Source organism: Streptomyces sp. P6-2-1 (assembly GCF_050613165.1).
Lineage (GTDB): Bacteria > Actinomycetota > Actinomycetes > Streptomycetales > Streptomycetaceae > Streptomyces.
The window spans coordinates 2,747,735-2,772,828 of sequence record NZ_CP192513.1; the positions used below are offsets into that span (position 1 = coordinate 2,747,735).

Sequence of the window (25,094 nt, forward strand, 5' to 3'; positions counted from 1 at the left end):
AGAGAGCGCGCACGTCCCCGTCCACGTCCCGGTGAAGGCGGCGCTCTCGTACGAGTCGACGACCGTCCGCCAGGCGGCGCGGCAGCTGTCCCTGTCGACGGTCCCGAGCCGGATACCCGGGGACAAGGGGGCTGTGCTGGCGGGGAGTTGGCCGAGATCGGAGGGCTCCGGCTCCAGCCCCACGAGGCTGAGGACACGCCGGTACCCCGTACCGGGGGTACTCCGTACCGGGCGGCAGCGCCCCGGTGGCCCGGCACGGCTCGGCTTCTCGGCCGGGTAAGCGATCCCCCGTTCGGCAGGACGCCGCCATCGGCGCCCCCGTGCGCTGTCCACATGCCCGCACCGAACCGCCGAAGACCCGCTCGGCCCCCGGCTCCCCCCTCCGCACCTGCACCGCGTACCCGGCCACGGCCGCCTCACGGCCCCTCCCCTTCGTCAGCCGTCGCCGGTGCGGTCCGCCGCGCAGCGCGGACGCGGCGCCCATCGGACACCGGCGGCCTCCCGGGCGCAGCGGCCGGTCAGGCACCGGGACGGCCCCCGGCTCGTCCATCCCGTCCGGGGCGACCCCCCTCACCCCGTCGCGCGGTTCCCTGCCGGGCAGCTCACCAGGGAACCGGGCCGTGCTCGTCGAAGAAGCCGCCGGTCGGCCCGTCATCGGGCAGCGTGGCGAGCCGGACGATGACGGCCGCGCCGTCGGCCGCGGTGCGGGTGAGGCCGGGGAACGCGGTGGTGAAGTCGGTCGCGCACGGCCCCGGATCGGCGGCGTTGACCAGGATGTCGCGGCTGCGCAGTTCCTTGGCGTACTGCACGGTCAGCGAGTTGAGCGCGGTCTTGGACGGGACGTACGCGGCCAACGGGGGCCTGGTGGCGACGTAGTCCTCGGGATCGGTCATCCGGGCGAGGGAGCCCAGTCCACTGCTGACATTGACGATCCGGGCGGCGGGGGAGCGGGCGAGCAGCGGCAGCATCGCGGTGGTCACGCTGATCACGCCGAACACGTTGGTCTCGAACACCTCGCGTACAGCGGCCAGTTCGACACGGCCAGGGTTCTGGGCGGCGAGGTCGCCGGAGATGCCGGCGTTGTTGACCAAGATGTCCAGCCGGCCGAAGTGCTCCTCGGTCCAGCGGGCGGCGGACAGGACGCCGGCCGGGTCGGTGACATCCAGGGTGACCGGGTACACCCGCGGGCCCAGGTCGGCCGCGGCCGCCGCACCGCGGCGCGGATCGCGCGAGGCCAGCAGGACGTTCGTGCCGAGCGCGGCGAGCCGGGCGGCGACCTCGCGCCCGATGCCCTTGTTGGCGCCGGTGACCAGGGCAGTCGTGGTTTCTGTCATGCGTTCAGCCCACCACGAGGGCGGCCGGGAGTTCCAACACCGACCAGGAACGCTCCGATACCGTGCGGGTATGGAAAGGCCGGAGGTCCGCGAGCTGGTCTACTTCACCGCTGTCGCCGAAGAACTGCACTTCGGCCGGGCGGCCGCCCGGCTGGGGATGACCCAACCACCGCTCTCGCGCGCCATTCAGCAGCTCGAACGACGGCTGGGCGTCGCCCTGTTGGAACGTGGCAGTCGCCGGATCGCACTGACCGAGGCGGGCGCCGTCCTGCTCCGCGAGAGCCGTACGGTGCTCGACGCCGCGTCGGCCGCGGCGCGCCGCACCCGGCGGGCCGGTCGCGCCGACCCGCGCCTGGTCCTGGTCATCAAGCCGGGCGGCGACGGTGGCCTGCTGCCCGCGATCCTCGACGCCTACCAGGCGGAGCCGGCTGCGCTGCCGGTCGAGCTGCTGTGCAGCTTCGGCGAGCGCGAAGTCCTCCTGCGGGAGGGCCGTGCCGACGCCGCCCTGCTTCACCGCCCCCACCGCGACCTCACCGGCCTGGACACCCAGGACCTCCTGACCGAGACGCAACTTCTCGTGATGCCGCGTTCGCATCGCCTCGCGGGCCGTACCCGGGTCTGCCTGGACGACCTCGCCGGTGAGCCCCTGCCGCGCTGGCCGGACGCGTCCGGGGACGGCCCGCACGGACCCGAGGTCCACGACCTCGGGCAGCTTCTCCACCTCATCGCCCTGCGCCGCATGGTCGCCGTCCTCCCCTCCTCCATCCGCGACCAGCTCCGCGACGACCTGGTCGCCGTCCCCGTCGACGACGCCGAACCCACCACGCTCGTCCTCGCCTGGCCCGAGCACGCCACCTCCCCGGCCCTGGCCGCCTTCGTCCGCACGGCCGCCGCCGTGGCGGGCGAGGCGACGGCACACGACGGGTAGAGCCAGGGGCACCCCCGCCCGTGCTCGCAGGCGTGCGCACACTCCAGGACGCTCTTACGGCCACCGCCGAGATCACCCCTGGAGGCGGAATGACGGGCACCGGGCGGCGAACCAATGACGCGGTCGACAGTCCGGGCCGAGCCACCGGCCCCCGTCCCGTGGCCGTGACGTTCGCGCCGAGCGCGGCGGCGCGCGGTGCGGTGCCGCCGCACGCGCCACTGGACACGGCGTCCCGCCCCGCCGAGCCCTCCGGGCCGACGCCCCGGCCCCCGGTGCTCGGACAACGCCCGCGCACGAAGCACAGCCGACGACGCCCCGCCGTCCTCCCGAGGACCTGGTTCCGGGCGAACCGCCCAGCGCGAGGCACGAGGCACGAGGCACGACGCACGAGGCACGAGGCACGACGCACGAGGCACGACGCACGAGGCACGAGGCACGACGCACGAGGCACGAACACAGCGGCCCCGGCCGCCGTCGGCCCTTCGACGACCGAGCGGGCGTCGGCCGGGTCACGCCGCGCTGGGACCCGTCCCCACCTCCCCGGTACCCGGGCACACGGCCGTACCCGCTCCCGCACCCGGGGCACCGAGGCCACCAACGCACCGTGTCCGAACCACCCGGCGACCCCGGGCGCTCTCCCCCGATACAGCCACGTCGGCGGCACGCGCGTACGGATGCCAGGGCGGGCGTCCCGGCCGTGAGGATGCCGCCTCGGGCGACAGGCCCGGCGCCACGCCCGTGACATCCCCCCGCCCCTGCCGCCGCCGCGTCCGCCGCCGCTTTCGGGGCGACTCCCGTCCGGGCGCGCGGCGCGGTGGCGGAGGGTGCGACCCGGCTGGCAGCCCCGACGCCTCCTCGCACCGCCTCTCCGGCAGCTCTCTGCCAGAACCGCACGCCCTGGCAGGTCGCTGCCACACCTGACGAGCGCGAGCAGGACGGGGGGCGGGAGCGACGGGGGGAGGTACGGGGGGGGAGGTACGGGGGGGGAGGTACGGGGGGGGAGGTACGGGGGGGGGGAGGTACGGGGGGGGAGGTACGGGGGGGAGGTACGGGGGGGGAGGTACGGGGGGGAGGTACGGGGGGGGAGGTACGGGGGGGGAGGTACGGGGGCGGTCGGCGGGGTGCACCGGAGGGCTCTTGGCCCGAGGCGATACCGGAGCCGACCGGTCCGCCCGCCCCGGTGACGCGCGGCGCTGAGCCACCCGGGTCGCGCCGAAAGGCGACCTGGCGCTTGAGCACCTACCGTCTCTCTTATGCGCAGCACCCCACGGTGGGCCTCGGCATCGCGGAGGCGGAGCGTATCGGCCCTCCCGGCACCACGCGCGGGGGACGCGGCCCCGCTCGGCAACACCGAGCACTCCATCGACACGGCGCACACCAGCGTTCGGTTCCGTTCGGCCACCGCGATCCGGCCCGGCACGCCGACCCGGACACCGACCCGGGGCACCGACCCGGCGGGCCAACCCGGCGGGCCGACCCGGGACGCCGAGCCGGGCGGGCGGTTCCGGGGGACGGCCCTGTCCCGGCCGGGCGCTGGTCCTTCGCGGGCGGGGTGCCGCCCCCCGGGGGGGGGCGACGGGCAGGTGGTGGGGCGCGGTCGGGGATCGGTGTCCGGAACAGGCCGGGCGCCAGCACAGGAAGGCTCAACCACCATGTCGGGACCGATTCTCATCACCGGAGCGGGCAGCGGTTTCGGCAAGGAGGTGGCGCTGCGGCTCGCGGCCGAAGGGCACGAGGTGATCGCGGGCGTGGAGATCATCGCCCAGGTGACGGCGCTGCGTGCCGAGGCGCGGGAGCGAGGCGTCGGCCTGCGCGTCGAGAAGCTCGACGTCACCGACCCCGGCGACCGCGAGAACGCCTGGACCTGGGACGTCGAAGTCCTCCTCAACAACGCGGGAGTCTCCGAGGGCGGCGCCACCGCCGACATCCCCGAGGAACGGCTGCGCCGTCAGTTCGAGGTCAACGTCTTCGGACCCGTCCTGCTCACACAGGGCATCGCCCGGCGGATGGCCGCGCGCCGCAGGGGGCGCATCGTCTTCATGTCCTCGGTCGCCGGACTCACCGTCGACCCGTTCACGGGTGCCTACGCCGGGTCGAAGCACGCCGTGGAGGCGTTCGCCGACGCGCTGGATCAGGAGCTGGCAGAGTTCGGCGTCACCGTCGCCACGATCAACCCCGGGCCGTTCCTGACCGGCTTCAACGACACGATGTTCGAGACGTGGAAGGAATGGCGCGACGACCCCGCCGACCGCCTCCACGACTACGCCGAACTGGCCTTCCCGCACGAGCAGTACGACCCCGAGCCGGTCTACGCGCGCACGGTACGGGTCCTGCTCGGCGAGGACCGGCGCTACCGCAACCTGCTGCCCGAGGAGACGGAGCCGCAGGTCCGCGCCCAGGTCGACGCCCTCTGGGACCGGCGGCTCAACGACGGCACCCGCCCCGCCCTCGTGCGGAAGGCGTACGCCATCAGCCCGGCCACACCGGTCCAGGACTGACCCCCTGCGACCCCGAGCAGCCCGAGCGCCGTTCCTCCGCACCTCCGGCCGCAGAGACCGGACCGCCCCTGTCCGACGCCCGCTCGTCCCCCGGGGGCGCGCCGGGCGCACAGGGCACGGCGGGCGCACGGAGGGCGGGTCGGCGGGTCGGCGGGTCGGCGGGTCGGCGGGTCGCCCGGGCGTGCACGGGCGACCCGCCCCGGGTGGGGCCGCGTCGCGTATGTGGGCGGTCAGGCGTCCTGGGCGGTGGCGACCCGGTTCCAGAAGTGGTGGGTCAGGCCGCTCGCGGAGGCCGTCGACTCGATGGTGAAGCGCTCCTGGACGTCGGCCAGTCCGTCCCACATCGAGACGCCGCCGCCGAGGATCATCGGCACGGTGACCAGGTGCAGGAAGTCGACGAGGTCGGCCGCGAGGAACTGCCGGACGGTGGAGGGTCCGCCGCCCAGACGGATGTCCTGCCCGCCCGCGAGGCCCTGGGCGTACGCGAGCGCTTCCTTGGGCGTGGCGTCGAGGAAGTGGAAGCTCGTGCCGTTGTCGAAGTGGAGGGGTTCGCGAGGGTGATGCGTGAGCACGACCACGGGCGTGCCGAAGGGAGGCTCCTCGCCCCACCAGCCGCGCCAGCCGTCGTCGGTCCACTCCCCGCTCTGCGGACCGAACTTGCCCCGGCCCATGATCTCCGCACCGATGCCCTGACCCCAGGTGCTCGTGAGGGCGCGGTCGAGCGTGATCGGGTCCGCGACCGCCTGAACGCCGTCGATCGCCCGCCCGTCGAAGCGTGTGAACATCCTCTCCGCGCCCCCCATAGGGCTTTCGAGCGTGATGGTCTCGCCTGCGCTGTAACCGTCCAGCGAGACATGGAAGTTGTGTACGCGGACCTTGCTGATGGTGATCGACCTCCCGTGAGTGCTTGCGAACTGCAACCGGTCAGCGAACCCTACGATGGCGGGGTTGCGAGTCGCAATCAGTCAGGAGGTGTCGCGTCGCGATGCGTGAGGAGCCGCGATCGGGTTGCGCGATCAACGCCGCCGTGGAGGTCCTGGGGGACCCGTGGACCCTGATCGTGCTGCGTGACCTGATCTTCGGCGGCCGCCGCCACTTCCGCGAGCTGCTGACCCGCAACGACGAGGGCATCGCGTCCAACATCCTCGCCACCCGCCTGCGCAAGCTCGTCGAGACGGGCCTCCTCACGCGCGACGACGCCCCGCGCGGCCGGAAGGCGACGTACACGCTCACCGAGGCCGGCATCAAGACCCTCCCGGTGATGGTCGCGCTCGGCGCCTGGGGCCTGGAACACCGGCCCACCACCCCGGAACTGGCGATACGCGCCCGCCTCCTGGCGGAGGACCCGCAGCTCGTGGAAGACCTGATGGACGAACTCCGGGAAACCCACCTGGGCATCCCCCGGAAAACAACGCGCCCCTCGCCGAGCACACGACTGCGGGCGGCCTACGAGGCGGCGCGGGGTGCGGCGGCCGGGGCGGCGGTACGGGAGGCGGACGAGGCGGCGCGGGGTGCCGCGCCCGGGGCGGCGGTACGGGAGGCGGACGAGGCGAAGTAGGGAGAGCGGGGTCGGTGGCCGAGGTCACCTCGATGCCCGCCGCCCCGCCAAGGTCCCCTGCCCGCCCGACAAGGCCACCGCCCCGCCCGGACCGCACGCCCGCCCCGTACGGCCTTCGGCACCACGCCGCGGCTCCGCCCGCGGCCACCCCCGGCGCCCCCGCGACTCCGCCGTACACGCCCTCGGCGCCCCGTAACTCCGCCCGTACGCACCCCCGGACGCCCCGTAACGCCGTCCTTACACACCCCCGCACCCCGAGCCTCCTCACCCGATCGGGGGGATTGCCTCTGCTGGGCTCGGTGTGCGCAGGGGGCGGAGGGGCGGACGGGAGCGACGGCGCGGGGAGACCCGCCCTCCCCGTCGGCACCCCGGCCGACCTCGCCCGCGCCGAGGACGGACTCCGCGCTTTCCTCGGCTCGTTGCCGGGGGCGGAGGCCGAGCGCTCCGTGGTGTACGTCGCGGTGCTCGAAGCCGTGCTCAACGCGGTGCGGCACGGACACCCGCCGGGGCGGCAGGCACCCTCACTCGCACTCGACGTGACGGAAGGCGCCTTCGTGGCGACGGCCTCCGATCACGGGCCTGGCTTCGCCCCGGACGCGCTCCCCGACCCGCTCGCCCCGGAACGCAGGGGGCTGGGCCACGGCCGGGGACTGCCGCTGATGCGCGGGCTCGTGGACGACGTCGAGATCACCGCCCCACCCGGCGGCGGAACCCGTGTGGTCCTCCGTCACCCCCTCACCGCAAGCGCCCCCGCCGGGGCACACTCCGCAAAGGAGCGACCCTCATGAGTACGGCAGTTGTCACGGTGACCGGCACGACCGGCACGACCGGCAAGCTGACCATCGACGGACTGTTCGACCACACCTTTCACGCGGACTTCATGAAGGCCACCGACCAGCTCGTCTCCCACCCCACCGTCCGGAACATCGTGATCGACTTCGAGAAGGTGTCGCTCATCGACTCCCTCGGGGTCGGCATGCTCGTGGTCTTCAAGGACCGCGCGCAGGGAGAGGGCGGGACCGTCGCCCTCCGCAACTGCGGCGCCGACGTCCGGCGAATCCTCGAAATCGCGGGTCTCCGCAAGGAGTTCGCCATCCACTAGCCCCGCCTCGCGCCCGCCGCCGACCGCGCAGGCCCGGGGCCCGAGGACACGGGTGCCCCCGGCCTGCCGCGGCTGTTCCGTCGACCGGCTGTCCGTTCGTGTCCCTCCGGCGTCTCGTTCGTTGCTCCCGTTGATCATTTCCCTTGCCGATGGAGGCACCCCATGACCTCGTTCCTCTCCCGCGTGGCCGTGTCCGCCGCGCTCGTGCTCACGGGCGTTGTCGCGCCCGCGACCGTGGGCCAGTCGGCCTTCGCCGCGCCCGCCGCCGACACCGCGCAGGGCCTGGTCTGCACCGAGGAGGGCTACTTCGCCGACCCGTCCGACCCCGCCAAGTTCTCCCGCTGCTACACGCTGGGCGGCGGGTTGCAGCGTGCCGACTTCACGTGTCCGGAAGGCACCGTCTTCGACGTCGACCTGCCCGGCGTCCAGTGCAACTTCCCGTGGGCGCTCAACCCCGACAACCCCGCATACGAAGCCCCCCTCGACTGACACCCGAAGCGGCCCCGGCCCCTGCGCCGCGACGCGGGCGGGGGCGATGGCGGTGGCGGTGGGCGGGGGCGGTGGGCGGTGGGCGGGGGCGGGCGCGGGGACGTCGGCCCCTTTGGTGAGCCACCCGCTGCGCCACCCGTTCGCCCCGGAGCGCCCGGCCGGTCGGCGGACGGACGGCTCCCCGGGCGTCCGGGGAACCCGTGGCCGCAAGCCGAGGCCCCCAGGAGCCGGAGGCCCCCGCCCCGCCGACCCCGGCCGCGTCGCCCCCCGCCCCGTCGCCCCGGCCGCGTCGCTCCCCGGCCGGACGCGCCCCGGCGCGGACCTCCAGCACACACAGCCCCCGCCCCCCTTCCGCCGCCCCGCCCTCCGCCCCCGCCCTCGCCCTCGCGCCGCGAACGCCGGTCGGCCCGGCGGTTCCCCCCGCCGGGCCGACACCGGGTGTCTCCCCCGTCGGCGTGGCCCCCCGTTCCGCCACACCCACCGGGGATCTCACCCGCTCACTCCGTCGCGATCGCCCCCAGCACGTTCATCCGCCCCGCCCTGAACGCCGGTACGAGCGCGGCGAGGAGACCCACCAGGGCCGAGCCCGCGAAGACGCCGCCGATCGTGCCCCACGGGATGTCCAGGACCTTCAGGCCCTCCAGCGCGAGCAGCGATTGCGCGCTCGCTCCCCAGGCGAGGCCCAGGCCGAGGCCCAGCGCCGCGCCGAACAGCGCGATCACGACCGATTCGAGGCGGATCATGCGGCGCAGCTGACGGCGCGAGAGGCCGATGGCCCGCATGAGGCCGATCTCCCTGGTGCGTTCGACGACCGACAGGGCGAGCGTGTTCACGACGCCCAGGACAGCCACGACGATCGCGAGCGCGAGGAGCCCGTAGATCATGTTGAGGAGCTGGCCGACCTGGTCCTTCAGGAGCTGCTTGTAGTCGGCCTGGTTGGCGACCTCGTACTGCGGGTACGGGTCCATGACCTTCTTGAGCTGCGCGTACGCCGCCTTCTCCTGGCCGTCGTCGGCCTTCGCGAAGAGCGCGACGGACGCGGGGACCTTCCCCGCGGGCAGGTGCGCGCGGGCGGTGTCGAGCGACACGTACCAGGCGCCCTTGTCGAACACCGTCTCGTCCGAGGTGATCGCGCGGACCGTGAGCGGCACGGTCTCGCCCTCGTGGAAGGCGACGGTCAGCTTGTCGCCGACCTTTACGCCGTACTTCTCGGCGGAGCCCTCGTTGAGCGCGATGCCGTCCTTCTCGTACGCGGCCGAGAGGCTGCCGGAGACGGTCTTCTGGTGGACGTCCTCCATGTACGTCGGCTCGGTCGCCGAGACGTCGTTGCGCTTCTTCGTCCCGTCGGGGAAGGTCACCGTCGCGCCGACCCGCTTGAGGTGCGAGACGTGCGCGATGCCGTCGATCCCAGCGATCGCCTTCTCGGCCTTCGGCACGAGCGGCTGGCTCATCGTGTCCACGATGAAGTCCGCGCCGACCGACTCGTCGAGCTGCTCGCCCGCCGACGTGACCATCGAGGAGCCGACGACGGAGAGGCAGGCGACGAGCGCGAGCCCGATCATCAGCGCGGCACCCGTGGCACCCGTACGGCGCGGGTTGCGCAGCGCGTTGCGCTCGGCGAGCCGCCCCATCGGGCCGAAGACCCGCAGCACGACCGCGCCGATGACGCGGACCACGAGCCCGGACAGCAGCGGCCCGACGAGGACGAGACCGAGCAGGCTCAGGAAGATCCCGCCGCCGAGCCACGGCGCCCCGTCCCCCGCCTTCTCGACGGTCGTCACCTGGTAGAGCGCGGCCGCGCCACCGAGCGTGAGGAGCGCGCCGCACACCGAACGCACCGCTCCCGCACGGCGATCGGTCGGGCTGCCGGTCTCGCGCAGCGCCGCCATCGGCGAGACGCGTCCCGCGCGCCTGGCCGGGAGGTACGCGGCGAGCACGGTCACCGCGATGCCGAGGACGAGCCCGATGACGGGCGTGGTCCAGGCGATCGTGAGGTCGTTCGTGGACAGGTTCATCCCGACCGCGCTCATGAGCTTCATGAGCCCGACGGCGAGCCCGACCCCGGCGGCCACCCCCAGCACCGAGCCGACGACGCCGAGCAGCAGCGCCTCGACGAGCACCGAGCGGTTGACCTGCCGCCGCGAGGAACCGACCGCGCGCAACAGGCCCAGTTCACGGGTGCGCTGGGCGACGAGCATGGAGAAGGTGTTGACGATGAGGAAGATCCCGACGAGGAAGGCGATCCCGGCGAAGCCGAGCAGCGCGTACTTCATGACGTCGAGGAAGGACGCGGTGTCCTTGTTGTTCTCGTCGGCCGACTCCTGCTGCGTGAGCAGTTTGTGGCCCGCCTTGTCGAGCACGGCGGCCGCGCTCGCCTTCAGCGCGGTGTCGCTCACGCCCTTCGCCGCGGTGAGGTTGATCGCCGAGAACCGGCCCGGAGCGGCGAGGAGTTCGCGCTGCGCGGTGGCCGTGTCGTAGTAGAAGACGGCCGCGCCGGGGTTGGTCACGGTGAAGGCAGCGATACCGCTGACGCGCGAGGTGAAGTCGCCGTGCGCGGTGATCGTACGGACCTCGTCCCCGGCCTTCAGGTGGTGCGCCTCGGCCGTGTCCGCGTCCACGACGACGTCGGCGCGCGAGCGGGGCAGGTGCCCCGAGGTGAGCCGCATGTACTGGTCGTCGGCACGGGTCCAGTTGCCCGCGAGCGTCGGGGCACCCGTCGAGGCGCCGAGGCTCTTGTTGTCCGCGCCGACGACGGTGACGGACTCGGTGCTGACCGCGCCCTCGGCGTGCGCGACCCCGTCCACGCGGGCGAGCTTCGCGACCTCGGCGGCGGGCAGCGTGGCCCCGTTCTCGGACTGCGCGCGGTCCTGCGCGGCCTTGCTCGGGCTGACGGTGACGTCGGCGGCCGTCTTCGCGAAGAGCTTGTCGAAGGTCGTGGACATCGTGTCCGTGAAGACGAGGGTGCCGCACACGAAGGCGACGGAGAGCAGCACGGCCACGGCGGAGAGCGCCATACGGCCCTTGTGCGCCCAGAAGTTGCGCAGGGAGGTACGGAAGACGGTCACGAGGTCCGCCCCCGCGCGTCGAAGTCCTTCATGCGGTCGAGGACCTGCTCGGCGGTCGGCTCGTACATCTCGTCGACGATCCTGCCGTCGGCGAGGTAGAGGACCCGGTCCGCGTACGAGGCGGCGACCGGGTCGTGCGTGACCATGACGATGGTCTGCCCGAGCTGGTCGACGGAGGTGCGCAGGAAGCCGAGCACCTCGGCACCGGCCCGCGAGTCGAGGTTCCCTGTCGGCTCGTCGCCGAAGATGATCTCGGGGCGCGCGGCGAGCGCGCGGGCCACGGCGACGCGCTGCTGCTGACCGCCGGAGAGCTGGTTGGGGCGGTGCTTGAGGCGGCCCGCGAGACCGACGGTCTCGACGACCTGGTCGAGCCAGGCGCGCTCGGGCTTGCGGCCCGCGATGTCCATAGGAAGCGTGATGTTCTCCAGGGCGTTGAGCGTCGGGATGAGGTTGAACGCCTGGAAGATGAAGCCGATACGGTCCCTGCGCAGGCGCGTGAGCCGCTTGTCCTTGAGCCCCGTGATCTCCTCGTCGCCGAGGTACACGCGCCCTTCGCTGACCGTGTCGAGCCCGGCGAGGCAGTGCATCAGCGTGGACTTGCCCGAGCCCGAGGGCCCCATGATCGCGGTGAAGCGCCCCTTCGCGATGTCCACGTCGACACCGTCGAGTGCCCGTACACGCGTCTCCCCCGAGCCGTACGCCTTGACGAGCCCCCGGGCCCGCGCGGCCACTGCCGCCTGCCCGCCCTCGCCTGCCCGGCGCAGGTGTGTGGTCAGTGCCGTTGTCACGTCATGTCTCCTATATCGGTCATCAAGGCGCGTGAGCGCGCCCCGCGCCGCCCGCCGTTCCCCCCGGGGGCGGCTCGCGGAGCGAGAATCCGGTGCTGCGAAGTCCTGTGCTGCGAAGTCCTGCGGAGCGGTGGTCCTGCGGAGCGGGTACGGGGGGCGCGCGTGACGGCCGTACGTGCCGTACGTGACGGCTGTACCTGTCGTACGTGACGGCTGTACGTGTCGTTACGCGGCGCCCGGCCCGCTCAGTCCCCGTTCCGTTCCCGCTGTCTTACGTGTTCCATACTTCCCTGCCCCCGTGCCCCCGCGCAGTGCGGCTGAGCGCACAATCCGCAGGGGGGTTAACCCCCCTGCGCGCCTGCGGTCAACCTCGCTCCGCCAGGCTATGCGCCCGCGGGACGCCCCTGCCTCCTCCGCCGGTACCACCGTCCCGGAGCCCCCCTCAGGGGAATCCCCTAGGGGACGCCTCGGGGTCGCCCCGGGGCGACCCCGCTGACCTCAGGGTGTGCGCGCCCGGCGTCACGTCGGCATCGGCGGCGCGTCCCCCCCGCCCTGCCCCGGACGCCGTCAACGGCTGCCTGCGCCCGCCCTCACCGCCCGTGCGTCCGTTCCCTCTCCCCGCAAGTGCGTCGCCCGGCCCCGGTTCCACGAGGTCCGGTGGCGGTTCCACAAGGTCCGTGCCGGGCGCGGGCGCGCAAGAGCGCGCCGCTACGCGATCCCGCGCAGCCCGTCCACCGCCGTCCGCCCCACCACGCCGATCACCGCATCCGCCGCGGGGACGACGAGCCCCGTGTCGGCGGAGCGCGTGAAGACCGCCACCGCGTAGCGGCCCCCGTCGGGGTACGCCACCACCCCCGCCTCGGCCCGCAGCGTCGGGAGCGTGCCCGTCTTGCCGAAGACCTGGACGTCGTCGAAGGGGAAACCCGAGGCGAGCCGGTGCGGCCAGACCTGGAGGCCGAGCAGCCTGCGCACCGCGGCCCCGTGCGCCGCGGGCAGGAACTCGTCCCGCCACAACGCCCGCAACAGGGAGGTGAGTTCGCGAGGGGTGGAGCGGTTGCCGTGCGTGGGGTCGAGGGCCCGCAGGCGCGCGAGCACGAGCGGGTCGGTGAGCGCCCGCGCGCCCGCGGGGCCCGCGTCCTCGCGCATCCCCTCCTGCGTCGCGCCGAAGCTCTCCACCGCGCGGGTGAGGCGCAGCCCCAGCGCCTCCGTCGTGTGGTTGACCTCCTCCAGGCCGACCCGCGCGAGGAGCAGATCGGCCGCCGCGTTGTCGCTCACGGCGATCATGAGGTACGCGAGGTCGCGCAGCGACATGCGCGGCGCGTCGAGCATCGCGGCGAGCCCCGTACCCCCCGGCGTGCGCCCCTCGACCGCGCACTCGACCTGCTCCGTCAGGTCGAGCCGCCCCGCCGCGGCGAGCCGGTGCAGCGCGAGCAGCAGACACAGCTTGTGGACACTCGCCGTGCACACGAGCCGGTCCGCCCCGTACCCCACCTCCGTCCCCCGGTCGATGTCCACGGCGTGCGCGACGCCGTCCACCCCGGCGTCGGCGAACGCGGCGGCGATACGGTCCGCGACGGCCGTACGCGGCCGCCCGGCACCGCCCGCGGCGGTCGGACGGGCCTGCCTGGCGCGTTCCTCGGGTGCGTCGTTCACAGCCAGTACTCCGCAGCTGGACGTAGGTGCAAAGGTCGTACGGGGGTGACGGGGCCCGGGGCCGCGGGGTCGCCGTCCGGGGCGGCGCCCGCGTCCCCTGCCGGGAGCCCGCCCCCGTCGGGCACCGCCCCCTCCCGCTCGCGCAGGGCCACGGTGACGGCCTCGGCGAACGCCGCGACGGCCGCGTCCTCGCGACCGGCGGGCCACGCCGCCGAGTGGCGGCGGGCGAGGGGCGCCCCCGCGAGCGGGCGCCACGCGAGGCCCGGCACGTCCGCGGCCTCCGTGCGCGGGACGAAGGCGACGGCCTGCCCGGAGAGCACGAGGCCGCGGACGAAGTTCTCACCCCGCCCATGCCGCACGGCGCGTGGCGTCCAGCCCTCGCGGGCACAGGAGTTGAGGAGTTCGTCGTAGAGCGCGGGCGCCTCCGCGCGCGGGAAGAGGACGAGTTCGCGGTCCCCGAGCGCCCGCAGCGGCACCGTCTCGCCGTGCGCCGCCTGCGCCGACTCGTCGAGCAGTACGCCCAGTTCGCGGCGGAGCACGGGGCCGAGCGCCAAGCCCTGGAGGGCACAGGGGTGGTGGACGAGGCCGACGTCGAGTTCCCGCGCCCGCAGCGCGGCGAGCTGCTCGGCCGTCGTCAGCTCCCGTACCTCCAGCTCGACGCCCGTGCCCGCCCGCCGGAAGCCTTCGAGGAGCGCGGCGACCGTGGGGCCCGCGAGATCCGGCGGCAGGCCCGCCCGCAGCAGGCCGCTCCCGCCCTCGCGCACGCGGCGCGCGACGGCGCGCAACGCCTCGTGCCTGTCGAGGAGCGCGCGCGCCTCGGGCAGCAGGAGCTGCCCCGCGCGGGTGAGCGCGACGCGGCGGCTCGTGCGCGCGAAGAGCCGTACCCCCAGCTCCTTCTCCAGCCGCTGCACGCGCTGCGAGAGCGGCGGCTGCGCCATGCCGAGCCGGCGCGCGGCCCGGCCGAAGTGTGACTCTTCGGCAACGGCCACGAAGCACTCCAGGTGCCGGATCAGGTCCACGAGCAGGAATGATACGCACATCCATATGGATGAATGACTGATAGCGAACTTGGACAAGGTGGGTGCCGCGCTGGTCTCCTCGGCGCATGACGACCCACCACAGCACCCCCGGCCCGCCGCTCGCCCCCTGGGACCCGCCGCAGGGGCCCGGGCGCCGCTCCCGTACCGCGCTCAAGGCGGTCCTCGCCGTGCTCCTCGTCCTCGCGCTGACCGCGCTCGGGCTGTACGTGGCGAAGGCGGGCCCCTTCGCACGGGCGGGCGCGAACGGCCCCGACCCCGCGGCGGCCGCGCAGGCGCGCGGATTCCTCGCCGACTGGTCGCAGGACCGCCTGGACGCCGCCGGAGCACGGACGACGCACCCCGCCGAGGCGAGCCGCGTCCTCGGCAGCTTCACCTCCGGCCTGGAGATCACGCGCCCGCGCCTCACCGCCGGGGTCCCCCGGGCGGCGGAGGGCGGCGCGGTGGAGGTCCCGTTCACGGCCCGGATGCCGGTCAAGGACCTCGGCACGTGGACGTACACCTCACGACTGACCCTCAGACAGGCGAAGGACGCCTGGCTCGTCGACTGGAAACTCTCCCTCGTCCACCCGCGCCTGAGCAACGTGGCGAAGTTCCGCCTGGAGCGCGAGGACACGAGCGAGCCGAAGGCGCGGGACCGCCACGGCAAGACCCTCACCTCGGCCGCGACCCCGTCCCTCGCACCCGTGCTCGCGCAGCTCGCCGACGGGGGCGCTGGCCCGCGCGGCGCGATCCGCCTCGTGGACCGTACGAGCGGTGACGTCCTGCGCACAGAGGCCCGGTTCGGCGCGAAGGAGGTGAGCGAGGAACCCGTAAGGACGACGCTCGACAGCGACTGGCAGTCCGCCGCCGAACACGCTCTCGCGGCCGAGCCGAAGCACCGCAACGCCTCGCTCGTCGCCCTCCGCAGTGACACCGGCGAGATCCTCGCCGTCGCCAACTCCCCCGCCGGCGGCTTCAACCGGGCCGTCTCCGGTACGTACGCGCCCGGCTCGACGTTCAAAATCGTCACGAGCAGCGCCCTGTTGATGAAGGACGCCGTTCGCCCGGACACGATCGTGGACTGCCCGAAGCAGCTCGTCGTGGGCAAGGAGTTCCACAACGTCGAGACCTCGTCCTTCCCTGACGCGACCTTCCGCAAGGACTTCACGGAGTCCTGCAACACGGCCTTCATCAGCCTGCGCGGCACACTCGCCCCCACGGCCCTCGGCGACGTCGCCCGCGAGTACTACGGCATCGGCCAGGAGTGGCACATCGGCATTCCCTCGTACGACGGATCGGTGCCCGCCCCGAAGGACGAGACGGAGAAGGCGGCCTCGATGATCGGCCAGGCCCGCATCCAGGCCAACCCGCTGATCATGGCCTCGGTCACCGCGACCGCCACGACCGGCCGCTTCCGCATGCCCCACCTCGTCCCCGACCCCAAGGACACGACGAAGACAACTCCCCTCCCCGCCCGGGTCAGTTCCGACCTCCGCACCCTCACCCGCGCCACGGTCACCGAGGGCACGGCCCGCGTCCTCGCCGACCTCCCCGGCGAGATCGGCGGCAAGACCGGCACGGCCGAGGTCTCCGACGACGCCCCCAACAACGGCTGGATGGTCGCCCGGCGCGGCAACGTGGCCATCGCCTGCGTCGTCGAGGGCGGCGTCACGGGCAGCGGCTCGGCGGGCCCGATCCTCCACGAACTCCTGTCGCGGGTCCCGGGGGACGGGTCGTAACGGACGGAACCGCGGGAGAGGCCGGGGGGCGAGGGCACGGGGCGGGGCGCGAGGGGGCGCGAGGGGGGCGCGGGCCGAACGCGGGGCCGGGGCGCGAGGCCGAACGCGGGGAAGGGGCGCGGGGCCGGACGCGGGGAAGGGGCGCGAGGCCGGACGCGGGGCCCAAGGGAGTACGGAGAAGGGCGGGGCTACCGTATGACTCCCCCTCAGTCAGGGGCCGTTCGCGAGGAGGGACGCCCGTGCCCACGCTTCTCTACTACCCCCTGGTCAACCCCCCGGCCGCGGTCCTGCACCAGGGACTGCTGTACTGGGACGCTCTCGCCTCCATCGTCCCCTCGGACCCCGGCACAGCCGCCCACGCGGTCACGGACGAGCTGCGCGAACTCGCCGACCGGGGGCTCTACCACCCCCTCACCCTGTCCGAGCGCCTCACCGAACCCCTGAGGGACCACCGGGACTTCGTCATGCTCTGCGAGGACCTGGTGGCGCTCGCGCGGACACCGCACGGGCCGGTGACCGAGCCGATGGACGCGGGCCTGTTCGCCACGAAGGTCGGTGTCGCGCTGGAACGGCGGATCGTCAGGAGCGGCCTGGGACGCGCGGTCGGCCCCTCCCCCGATCCCCGCCGCCCCCGGTACAGCGTGCTCGTCTCCCGCGAGGTGCGACAGCTGCTCGTCGGGGCACTCGCCCACCAGATCGCCCGTACGGACGAGACCCGCGCGTACACGCCGTACACCGAGCACGAGGGGGCGCACGAGTCGGCCGTGCGGTCCGGCGGCCGGGGCCAGGGCGTCGGGGCGTGGCGCGTGCAGCTCGGGCGGCTGCTCCCGACGCCCGCGCCCGGCACGCCGACCGCGCGGGTCCTCGCCTTCCGCGAGAAGTACGCGGACGAGCGCGAGCGCCTGATGGGTGCGACGCAGACGCTGCTCCGCCGCCTGCGTCAGGACTGGGAGCACCCCGCCGACGTCCTGCGCCGCATCGAACCCGAGCTGCGGCAGGCACGCGAGGACTACCACGCCGCCGCCCGCGCGAGCCGCACCGCGTGGGTCTCGCGCTCCCTCTCCGCGACGGTCGCCGTCGCGGGCACCGCGGCGGGCGCGCTGCTACTCCCCGGCCTGGAGTGGCTCGCCTCGATCGCGGGGAACATCGGGTTCAACATCGCGACCCGCGAGGTGCGGCCCCTGCGGCAGCACGCGGAGCACCACCCGTACGCCTACCTGAGCCGCGTGGAGAGCGAGCTGGGCTAGGCCATGTCCCCGTACGGGCTCGGCCGGGTGAGGACGACGGCGAGCGACACGATCCTGCCTTCCCTGACCGAGAAGTAATTGCTCATGATCAGCTCCTCGGGCAGTCCCGTCCTGTCGAAGTCGCCGTCGTAGCGGCCCCTGACGACGACGTCGCCGTAGTGGTCGACGACCTCCACGGGGTCGATGGTGACATGCTCGCCCGTCATCTCCTTCTCCACCCAGCGGCGGATCGCCGCGGCGCCCCGGATCTCGCGGCTCGCGTCGATGACGTACGCGTCCGGCGCGAACGTCGCCATGACCGCGTCGACGTCGAAGGCGTTGACCGCGCGGACATGGGCGGCGACGACGCCGCTCAGGGGGATCTCGGTGGTGGGCATGGCCGCTCCCGTTCCTCTCGTCGTCCCGGTCCTTCCGGGCACGGGCTCCACCGTCGGTCCTCCCCCCGGGGCAGGGGCAAGCGCGCCGCGGTCCTGGTGTCTCCCCCCGGGGGAGGGTCCACACTGGCCGTATGTCCGCATTGCTGTCGATCGGGGATTTCGCGCGCGCCACGCACCTGAGCGTGAAGGCGCTGCGCCACTACCAGGAACAGGGCCTCCTGGAGCCCGCCGAGACCGACGAGATGTCCGGGTACCGGCGCTACGACCTCGCCCAGATCCCCACCGCGCAGATCATCCACCGCCTCCGCGCCCTCGACATGCCGCTCGCCGACATCCGCGAGATCCTGCGCACCCCCGACCCGGCCGCACGGGGCGCCCTCATCGCCCGGCACCTGCGCCGCCTCGAAGACCGCCTCACACGGACCCGCGAGGCCGTCGCCTCGCTCCGCGACCTCGTCGAGCACCCCGAGCCCGCCGCCCCGATCACCCACCGCCGCCTGCCCGCGCGCCGGGTCGCCGCGATCACCGAGGACGACCTCGCCGTCGCCGACATCGGCGCCTGGTACCACGGAGCCATCGGCGAACTCTTCGCGACGCTCGCGCGCCAGGACGTACGGGCCGAAGGCCCCGCGGGCGGCGTCTACGACGACGCGCTCTTCACCCTCGAACACGGCCGCGCCACGGTGTACGTACCGGCCTCGGCGGAACCGCGCGCCACCGGACGGGTCCGCTGGACCGAGCTGCCCCCGGCCGAACTGGCCGTGATCACCCACGAGGGCCCGGAATCGGGCATCGACCGCGCCTACGGCGCCCTCGCCGCGTACGTCACCCGCCACGCCCTCGCCGTGGCGGGCCCGATCCACGAGTTCTACCCGGTCTGCTTCCACGACACCCCGGACCCGTCCCGCTGGCGCACGGAGATCGGCTGGCCCGTCTTCACGACGAAGGCCCCGGCATGACGGCGCGAGACCCGGGCCCTCCGGCCCCCTCTGCCGACCGCTGTCCGTTCGCCCGCCCCCGCGCCACCGCGTCCCGCACACCCTGCTCCCGGGGACCGAGCGTCGGGGTGCGGTGGACGAGCGCGTCCAGGGCCGCCTTCGGGGCGGCCAGGATCTCGCGGGAGGCGCCGTAGTACCAGGTGACGTCGCGCGGGTCGCGAGCCGCGACGCCCTGCGCGTCGATGCCCGCCGCGCGGCACAGCGCCACCGCCCTGCGGATGTGGAAGCCCTGGCTGATCAGCACCGCCTTGCCCACACCGAAGACCCTGCGCGCCCGCACGCACGAGTCCCACGTGTCGAACCCCGCGTAATCCCGCACCACTTGGCGTCCCGGGACGCCCGCGCGCGCCAAGTAGTCCCGCATCGCCGTCGGTTCGTCGTACGACGTGCGGCTGTTGTCCCCGGTCACCAGGACCGCCGACACGCGCCCCGCCGCGTAGAGCCGCGCCGCCGCGTCCAGGCGGTGCGCCAGGTACGGCGACGGCTTCCCCTCCCACAGCCCCGCGCCGAAGACCACGGCGACCGGGGCCCGGTCCACGTCCGCCTCGGCCCGTACGCCGCCGTCGCTCGCCACCCGTATCCACGCCGAGGGCAGCAGCGCGAGCACGCACAGCCCCATCACGGCCCACAGCACCCGGCGCCGCCCCCGCCGTGTCCGCAACCACCCCGGCACCCGCACCCGCACCCCCACCCGCACCCGGCCCTCACCCACCGCCACGAGACCCGCTGTCACGAGACGCGCTGTCACGAGACCCGCTGTCACGAGCAAGCACGCGTGCGGTCGGCGCCCGGTTCCCCGCTCACCCGCGCGCGTCCGCCTCCGTCCCTTCCGCGGCCGTGTGCGCCGCCGGGTCCGCCGGGTCCGCCGGGTCCGCCGCGTCCGCCGCGTCCGCCGTCGTGCCGCCCCGTCCCGTCAGCCCCGCCAGCGCGCCCTTGATGTGGCGCAGGTGCGCCCGCACCTGCGCGCTGCGCTCCGCCTGCGCCGCCGCGTACCGCTCCGCCTCGCGCAGGACCTTCGCCGCGCGCGCCGCGGCCTCCGCGCGCATCGCGTCCCCGCGCGCCTCGCTGTCCTCCTGCCGGTGCCTCGCCGCCTCCTCCGCCTCGGCGCGAGCCCTGCGCGCGGCGGCGAGCGCCGCCTCCGCCGTGTTCAGGCGCGCCGCCTCCGCCTCCGCGGCCTCCGCACGGGCCGCCTCCGCCTCGCGCGCGAACGCCGCCGCACGCGCTTCGTGGTCCTCGTCGACGGCCGCGAGGTGCGCCGCCGTCGCCTCCCGCACCTCGCGCAAGGCCGTACGGGCCGCGCCGCGCACCCGTTCCGCCTCCTCGCGCGCCGCCGCGCGCACCGCCTCCGCCTCGGCCGCTGCGGCGGCCAGCCGGGCCTGCGCGTCCACGTCCGCCCGGGTACGCAGCGCCATCGCCGCCTCGTGCGCCGCAGCGGCGAGCCCCGCCGCCTCCGTCCGGGCCCGCTCGTCCAGCGCGTCGGCATCGGCGCGCACGGTGGCCGCCAGTTCCGCCGCCTCGTCCTCGACGAGACCGAGCAGGTCGACGGCGCCGCCGCCGAGCACCGCGTAATCGGCGGGCGGGAGCGCGGCGACCGTCTCGCGCAGCGCCTCCGCCTCCGCGCCGAGCCGCGCCGCCTCGGCCTCCAGCTCCTCGACCCGCGCCCGCGCGAGCGCGTACTCCTCCGCGAGCCGCGCCACGTACGGATCGACCTCGGCCGGACGGTAGGCGCGGGGGCGTACCGAAGGATGCGCGGGACCGAAGCCGTATTCGTCACCGTTCACCCTCGGAACCTCCATCCAGGCACCCCGCGCACGTCACCGAGCGATCACTGCCCGCTCACAAGGTGCCTCATACGCGACACGTACACGGCTCATCCACGACCGGCCCGATACCGGCTTGTTCAAGGATGCGCCACTTCGTGCTCGTATCCGGAATCGGACAATCACTTCCAGGACAAGAACGGAGACGAGGGCAGGGCGGGCCCGCGGACGGGCACGCGGGCCGGCCGCGGGGGCGGCAGGACCACGGCAGGACCAGGCGGCAGACCGCCCCCGCGCGACGCCCCGCCCGGCGGACCGCCCCGAGCGAACCCGCTACAGCAGCCCGTCCCACAGCTGCTCCAGGACCACCGACCACCACGACTCGGCCGAGGCCAGCGCCGCCGCGTCCAGCGTCGCCAGCTCCGCCTGGAAGTCGACCGTCCAACGCCCCGCCTGCTCCTGCGTGAGCCCGTAGCGCAAGCGCCACATGCGGCCCAGCATCGCCAGGCAGCGCGTGAACTCGACGAGACCCGAGTTCACGAACTGCGGCGCCACCGGGGCCCCGCCGGGACCCGCCTCCACCGGCACGGCGACGATGTGCCCCGTCCCGTACTGCACGCACAGCGCCTTGCCGAAGTCACTGCCCACGACGAGATACGTGCCCGCGTCCGAGGCCGCAGCCACTCCCCGCTCCTGCGCCAGCTCGGCGAGCGTCGGCACCGGACGCCCCTGCTGCGCCTGCGCCCAGAAGAACGGGCCCATGTCGAAGGGCAGCCCCGCCGTCGTCAGCGAGGCAGCGACCACCTCGGGCACCCCCGCCCGCGCGACCGCCTGCGGCTCGAAACGGAAGACACCCTGCGGCCCGAAGGCCCCGGCCAGCTCCCGCGCCACCTCGTCGAGCGGCACCGCGGGCGCCTGCGGCACCTGCGGCAACGGCACCCGCACAGGCGCGGGACGCGCCGGACCGTCGGCGACCTGGTGCAGCTCGCCCTGGTGCGCGAGCAACTGCGCCATCCCGCGCTGCCTGCTCGCGTGATCGGTCCCGTACGGCGCGATCGACGTGATCCGGGCCTGCGGGAACGTCTCCCTTATCATCCGCGCGCAGTACGCGCCCGGCAGCTCGCAGGACTCCAGCTCCGTGTGGAGTTCGAGCACCTGCTGCGGCGGCACGTTCAGCGCGCGCAACTCGTGCAGGATCTGCCACTCCGGGTGCGGCAGCCCGGGCGCCGACCGGCGGATCACCTGCTGCTCCGAACCGTCGGGCGCCCGGTAGCGCAGCACCGCCTGATAGCCGGGGCCGACCGTCGGCACCCCCGGACGCGGGTACCCGTAGCCCTGCGCGGGCCCCGGCGGCGCCACGGGGCCCGGCGGCGTCTGCGGTACGGGGGCGGGGCTCGCGTTGTGCGGGGGTACGGGCGCCTGCGGGGCGGGAGCGGGAGGCGGCGGGGGCGTGGCCGGGCCCGAGGGGCGCGACAGGACCGTGGCCGCGTGCGCGACCCCGCCCGCCGGGGTGCCGCCGCTCGCGGGGGGCGCGGGCGGGGGCGGCGGCGTCGCGGGAGAACCCGCGCCGGGGCCCGGGGGCGGGGTCGCGAAGACGGTGGGCGCATGGTGCACCCCGGCACCGGGGCCGCCCTGCCCCGTACCCGCGCCGCCCTGCCCCGTACCGCCGGGACCCGCGGGCGCCGGACCGGGAGGCGGCACGGGGCCCCGCTCGGGCCGCCGCGGCGTCGCCTTGCTCGTCGCGACCTCGCTCAGGTCATCGGCACCCGGCGCCGGACGCGGCGGCACACCGGGCACACCAGGAGCACCGGGGACACCAGGAGCACCGGGGACCCCAGGCGCGCCAGGAGCACCGGGAACGCCCTGCGCCCCCTGCTCGTCCCGCGCCTGCGGGAAGCCCGGCGGCGGCACCTGCCCCGCCCCGTCCAGCAACCGCGTACGCGCCTCCGACGCCGGGACACCCCCAGCACCCGGCCCCCCCGCGCCCCCCGGCGACTCCTCGTCACCCTGCGTGTACACCGTGTCCGGAGGCACGACCAGCCGGCCCTGCGACGCACCCGTCGTGTCCGCCGCCTCCCACGAACCCGCGCCCGCGACCGGCTCGCCCTGCCGCGACGCCTCACCCGCACCCTGCACCGCACCCGCCCGCGACGCGTCCCCGCGCCCACCCGGGATACCCAGCTGATCCGCCGCCTCCTGCAACCACTCCGGCGGCGACAACAGGAACGACGTCTGATTCAGGTCGATCCGCTCCGGCGGCTCAGGCGCCACCTCCTCCCCCGCCGCCGGCACCCCGTACTCCTCCTCGTACCGCCGGATCACCTCCGCCACCGGCAGATCCGGCCACAACGTCACCGCACGGCCGTCCCGCGCGATCACGACCCGCTGCCCGCCACCGTCCGAAGGCCCCGCCTCCGCACGGTCCTCCGCCCACACCACGAACCCGAGCCCGAACTCCCGCACCCGCACCTCACGGTGCTGATAACGCGGCACGTCCCCGTTGATCCAGCGCTCCCCGCGCTCCTGCGCCTGCGCGAACGTCACCACGTCACTCACTCCCCACCGGGTTCACCGGGACCACCCGCGCGAACCCGCCGTCCACCATCAACTGCGCCACCGTCTCCAGCTCCGGCGGACTCCCCGCGAGCCGCGACAGGAACGCGTCGAAGTCCTCCCCGCACGGCAGCAACAACTCCCGCACCCGCGCCGCCACATCGAGCCCGTCCCGGTCCCGCGCGTCGTCGTACGGGCAGAACCACACCGAACCCGCCGCCTCACCCCGCACCTTGACCACCAGGAGCCCGCCCTGCACGAAGGCGACACCCAGGAAGTCCTTCGTCACATGGTCGCGCAAGCACTTGTTGACATACGCGAGATCATTGACCGCCGCCTCCTCCCGCACCGTGAAGAACGGCTGATCCACGAGCAGCCCCAGCTCCGCGTCGAGCGCCACCCCCACAGGCGCGCACCCGCCGCCCGCCTTCAGGAACGAGCGGTACGCGCCCGGCAACCGGTACCCCAAGTCCTCCTCCAGCGCCAGGACCTGCCGCTCCTCCACCGCCACCAGCTCACGCGGCAACCCGAAATGCGCCGGCTTCGTCTGCTGAAGCGGCCGCGTCCCACGCCGCCCGTGCTCCACCCGCGCCGTCGCCAGACCCCCGTGGTGCCGCAGCAACGCCTTCACCTCCACGGGCACCAGCTCAAGCCGCCGCGAATCCGCCACGTGATGCCACGTCCAGCCGTGCGGAGTCGCCACCGAGGGCAAGCCCTCCCACAACGCGTCACCCGAAGCCGCCATCGCCGCGTTCGCCGACACGTAATCCGTCAGGCGCAACTCGTCCACACCAAAACCCGTCGGCGGCTCCGCGATCTCCACAGCGGCCCGCGCGTACGGCGTGAACACCGGGCGCCCCCCGCCGTCCACCGCGACCCCCGCCGGATACCGCGCCGCCCGCACCGGGTCCGGGAAACGCACCGACTGCCCCGCGTACGCGGCGTTCGGCGGCGCACCCCGCACCGGAGAACCCTGCACGGGCACCCCCTCACCGAGCCGACCTGTCGTCATGGCGGAAGCCCCCTGCACCCTCGCTGACACCAACACTGACACCAATGGACACCAACCGGACACCGCGCCGGAAGCGGTCGCCACAGCCTATGCGGTGGGCCCCGAAGGGTCACAGGGCCGACAGCGCTACCCGCCGCGGAACAGCAGTGGTACAGCGCCGCGAGCAGCGACACCACCCCTCACCCGCCACCCGCGCCGAACCGCCCCCGCACCCACCCCGTGCGAAGCTGTAACCCCGGCAGGACACCCCCACCACCACCCGGAAGCGATCGTTTGGCAGGCTGTCAGGGCTCTCCAGGGCACGACAGGGCTCGTCACGGTTTGCCCGGGAGAACGACACGGGGGAAGGTACGGAGGGGAAAGCACCACCATGCACACCGCACAACCAGGCCCCGAGGCCACCACGCACACCGCCCCCGAGGCCCCGGCGACCCCCGGCCCCCGCGCACCGCGCCCCTCCTCCCTCCTCCCGGCCCACGACCCCCGCGTCGACTGGAGCCACGACGGCACCAGGCCCCCCACCCTGCGCCACCGCCGCGACGGCATCCTCCCCGCCGTCGCCGCCGCCCTCTCCGTACGCGGCACCACCCTCACAGGAACCGGCGCACGCGGCGACCAGCCACCCGCCCTGCACCCCCTCGTACAAGACTTCCTCGACACCCTCACGAGCGAGAGACGCGAACGCTTCACAGGACGCTGCGCCGAAGCCGTCCTCCTCTCCCGCCACCTCGCCGAGGCCGACACCGCCCGCACCGCCCGCTCCAAACGCGCCGCCCGCCGCCCCATGACCCCCGGCGAAGCACGCAAAGCCCTCAAAGGCGCCAAACTCACCACCCGGCACATCCGCGAGGACGGCGACCCCCTCCACGGCGCCTTCGCCCCGCCCTGCCGCTCCTGCACCGCACTCGCCGAACACTTCGGCGTCCGCGTCATCGACCCCACCCTCCAGGACTGACACCGGACCGGCGAACCAC

At 74.4% G+C, this 25,094-nt stretch carries 20 protein-coding genes and 1 pseudogene; 10 read left to right on the forward strand and 11 right to left on the reverse strand.

Features of this window, described 5'->3' with window-relative positions:
• Window positions 1-602: 602 nt before the first annotated feature.
• Window positions 603-1,334: an SDR family oxidoreductase gene (locus ACQYWQ_RS11880; protein WP_431034359.1), complete on the reverse strand. Its 732-nt coding sequence runs from the start codon at window positions 1,332-1,334 to the stop codon at window positions 603-605.
• A gap of 70 nt (window positions 1,335-1,404) precedes the next feature.
• Between ACQYWQ_RS11880 and ACQYWQ_RS11885 the strand changes: the two genes are divergently transcribed.
• A complete protein-coding gene (locus ACQYWQ_RS11885) occupies window positions 1,405-2,262 on the forward strand; it encodes a LysR family transcriptional regulator (RefSeq protein WP_431034360.1) in 858 nt (285 codons plus the stop codon).
• Window positions 2,263-3,914: 1,652 nt separating this feature from the next.
• Entirely contained in the window at window positions 3,915-4,760 is an 846-nt protein-coding gene (locus tag ACQYWQ_RS11890) for an SDR family oxidoreductase (RefSeq protein WP_431034361.1), read from the forward strand.
• A 230-nt stretch (window positions 4,761-4,990) separates the two neighbouring features.
• Here the strand turns inward: ACQYWQ_RS11890 and ACQYWQ_RS11895 are convergent, their stop codons facing one another.
• Complete coding sequence (locus ACQYWQ_RS11895; protein WP_431039153.1) at window positions 4,991-5,644, reverse strand: dihydrofolate reductase family protein; 654 nt, start codon at window positions 5,642-5,644, stop codon at window positions 4,991-4,993.
• A gap of 101 nt (window positions 5,645-5,745) precedes the next feature.
• Between ACQYWQ_RS11895 and ACQYWQ_RS11900 the strand changes: the two are divergent.
• From ACQYWQ_RS11900 to ACQYWQ_RS11915, 4 genes and pseudogenes are all read left to right on the forward strand, one after another.
• Window positions 5,746-6,225 (forward strand): annotated as a pseudogene (locus ACQYWQ_RS11900) (winged helix-turn-helix transcriptional regulator); the annotation flags it as partial.
• Between the two features lie 392 nt (window positions 6,226-6,617).
• Window positions 6,618-7,106, forward strand: coding sequence for an ATP-binding protein (locus ACQYWQ_RS11905; protein WP_431034363.1), 489 nt, complete (start codon window positions 6,618-6,620; stop codon window positions 7,104-7,106).
• Window positions 7,103-7,420, forward strand: coding sequence for an STAS domain-containing protein (locus ACQYWQ_RS11910; RefSeq protein ID WP_431034365.1), 318 nt, complete (start codon window positions 7,103-7,105; stop codon window positions 7,418-7,420). Before ACQYWQ_RS11905 ends, ACQYWQ_RS11910 begins: the two co-directional genes overlap by 4 nt.
• Before the next feature lie 162 nt (window positions 7,421-7,582).
• Complete coding sequence (locus ACQYWQ_RS11915; protein WP_431034366.1) at window positions 7,583-7,909, forward strand: chitin binding peritrophin-A domain-containing protein; 327 nt, start codon at window positions 7,583-7,585, stop codon at window positions 7,907-7,909.
• A 497-nt stretch (window positions 7,910-8,406) separates the two neighbouring features.
• On the opposite strand, the gene ACQYWQ_RS11920 is transcribed toward ACQYWQ_RS11915, so the two are convergent.
• The 4 genes from ACQYWQ_RS11920 to ACQYWQ_RS11935 form a co-directional block, all read right to left on the reverse strand.
• A complete protein-coding gene (locus ACQYWQ_RS11920) occupies window positions 8,407-10,974 on the reverse strand; it encodes an ABC transporter permease (protein WP_431034368.1) in 2,568 nt (855 codons plus the stop codon).
• Window positions 10,971-11,762 (reverse strand): ABC transporter ATP-binding protein, encoded by a 792-nt coding sequence (locus ACQYWQ_RS11925; RefSeq protein WP_431034369.1) that lies wholly within the window; start codon window positions 11,760-11,762, stop codon window positions 10,971-10,973. The genes ACQYWQ_RS11920 and ACQYWQ_RS11925 overlap by 4 nt, the downstream gene beginning before the upstream one ends.
• A 708-nt stretch (window positions 11,763-12,470) precedes the next feature.
• Window positions 12,471-13,415, reverse strand: coding sequence for a serine hydrolase (locus ACQYWQ_RS11930; RefSeq protein ID WP_431034371.1), 945 nt, complete (start codon window positions 13,413-13,415; stop codon window positions 12,471-12,473).
• A complete protein-coding gene (locus ACQYWQ_RS11935) occupies window positions 13,412-14,434 on the reverse strand; it encodes a LysR family transcriptional regulator (protein ID WP_431034372.1) in 1,023 nt (340 codons plus the stop codon). The genes ACQYWQ_RS11930 and ACQYWQ_RS11935 overlap by 4 nt, the downstream gene beginning before the upstream one ends.
• Window positions 14,435-14,520: 86 nt before the next feature.
• Between ACQYWQ_RS11935 and ACQYWQ_RS11940 the strand changes: the two genes are divergently transcribed.
• Window positions 14,521-16,173 carry a penicillin-binding transpeptidase domain-containing protein gene (locus tag ACQYWQ_RS11940; RefSeq protein WP_431034374.1) on the forward strand — a complete coding sequence of 551 codons (1,653 nt, stop codon included), beginning with the start codon at window positions 14,521-14,523 and terminating at the stop codon, window positions 16,171-16,173.
• 239 nt (window positions 16,174-16,412) lie between these two features.
• On the forward strand, window positions 16,413-17,420 hold the full coding sequence (locus ACQYWQ_RS11945; RefSeq protein WP_431034375.1) for a hypothetical protein: 1,008 nt from the start codon (window positions 16,413-16,415) through the stop codon (window positions 17,418-17,420).
• Here ACQYWQ_RS11945 and ACQYWQ_RS11950 read toward each other — a convergent pair.
• Complete coding sequence (locus ACQYWQ_RS11950) at window positions 17,417-17,797, reverse strand: nuclear transport factor 2 family protein (protein WP_431034377.1); 381 nt, start codon at window positions 17,795-17,797, stop codon at window positions 17,417-17,419. The two genes, ACQYWQ_RS11945 and ACQYWQ_RS11950, sit on opposite strands and share 4 nt — an antisense overlap.
• Before the next feature lie 131 nt (window positions 17,798-17,928).
• Between ACQYWQ_RS11950 and ACQYWQ_RS11955 the strand changes: the two genes are divergently transcribed.
• Entirely contained in the window at window positions 17,929-18,756 is an 828-nt protein-coding gene (locus ACQYWQ_RS11955) for a MerR family transcriptional regulator (RefSeq protein ID WP_431034379.1), read from the forward strand.
• On the opposite strand, the gene ACQYWQ_RS11960 is transcribed toward ACQYWQ_RS11955, so the two are convergent.
• From ACQYWQ_RS11960 to ACQYWQ_RS11975, 4 genes are all read right to left on the reverse strand, one after another.
• A complete protein-coding gene (locus ACQYWQ_RS11960; RefSeq protein ID WP_431039154.1) occupies window positions 18,734-19,492 on the reverse strand; it encodes a SanA/YdcF family protein in 759 nt (252 codons plus the stop codon). The two genes, ACQYWQ_RS11955 and ACQYWQ_RS11960, sit on opposite strands and share 23 nt — an antisense overlap.
• 103 nt (window positions 19,493-19,595) lie before the next feature.
• Window positions 19,596-20,576, reverse strand: coding sequence for a response regulator receiver protein (locus tag ACQYWQ_RS11965; RefSeq protein WP_431034380.1), 981 nt, complete (start codon window positions 20,574-20,576; stop codon window positions 19,596-19,598).
• A 312-nt stretch (window positions 20,577-20,888) separates the two neighbouring features.
• A complete protein-coding gene (locus tag ACQYWQ_RS11970) occupies window positions 20,889-23,102 on the reverse strand; it encodes an SUKH-4 family immunity protein (RefSeq protein WP_431034382.1) in 2,214 nt (737 codons plus the stop codon).
• Between the two features lies 1 nt (window position 23,103).
• The gene (locus ACQYWQ_RS11975) at window positions 23,104-24,120 is read right to left on the reverse strand and encodes an HNH endonuclease (RefSeq protein WP_431034383.1); all 1,017 of its coding nucleotides are present in this window, start codon (window positions 24,118-24,120) and stop codon (window positions 23,104-23,106) included.
• Window positions 24,121-24,490: 370 nt separating this feature from the next.
• On the opposite strand from ACQYWQ_RS11975, the gene ACQYWQ_RS11980 reads away from it, so the two are divergent.
• Window positions 24,491-25,075, forward strand: a complete 585-nt coding sequence (locus ACQYWQ_RS11980) for a YwqJ-related putative deaminase (RefSeq protein ID WP_431034384.1) — start codon at window positions 24,491-24,493, stop codon at window positions 25,073-25,075.
• Window positions 25,076-25,094: the final 19 nt, after the last annotated feature.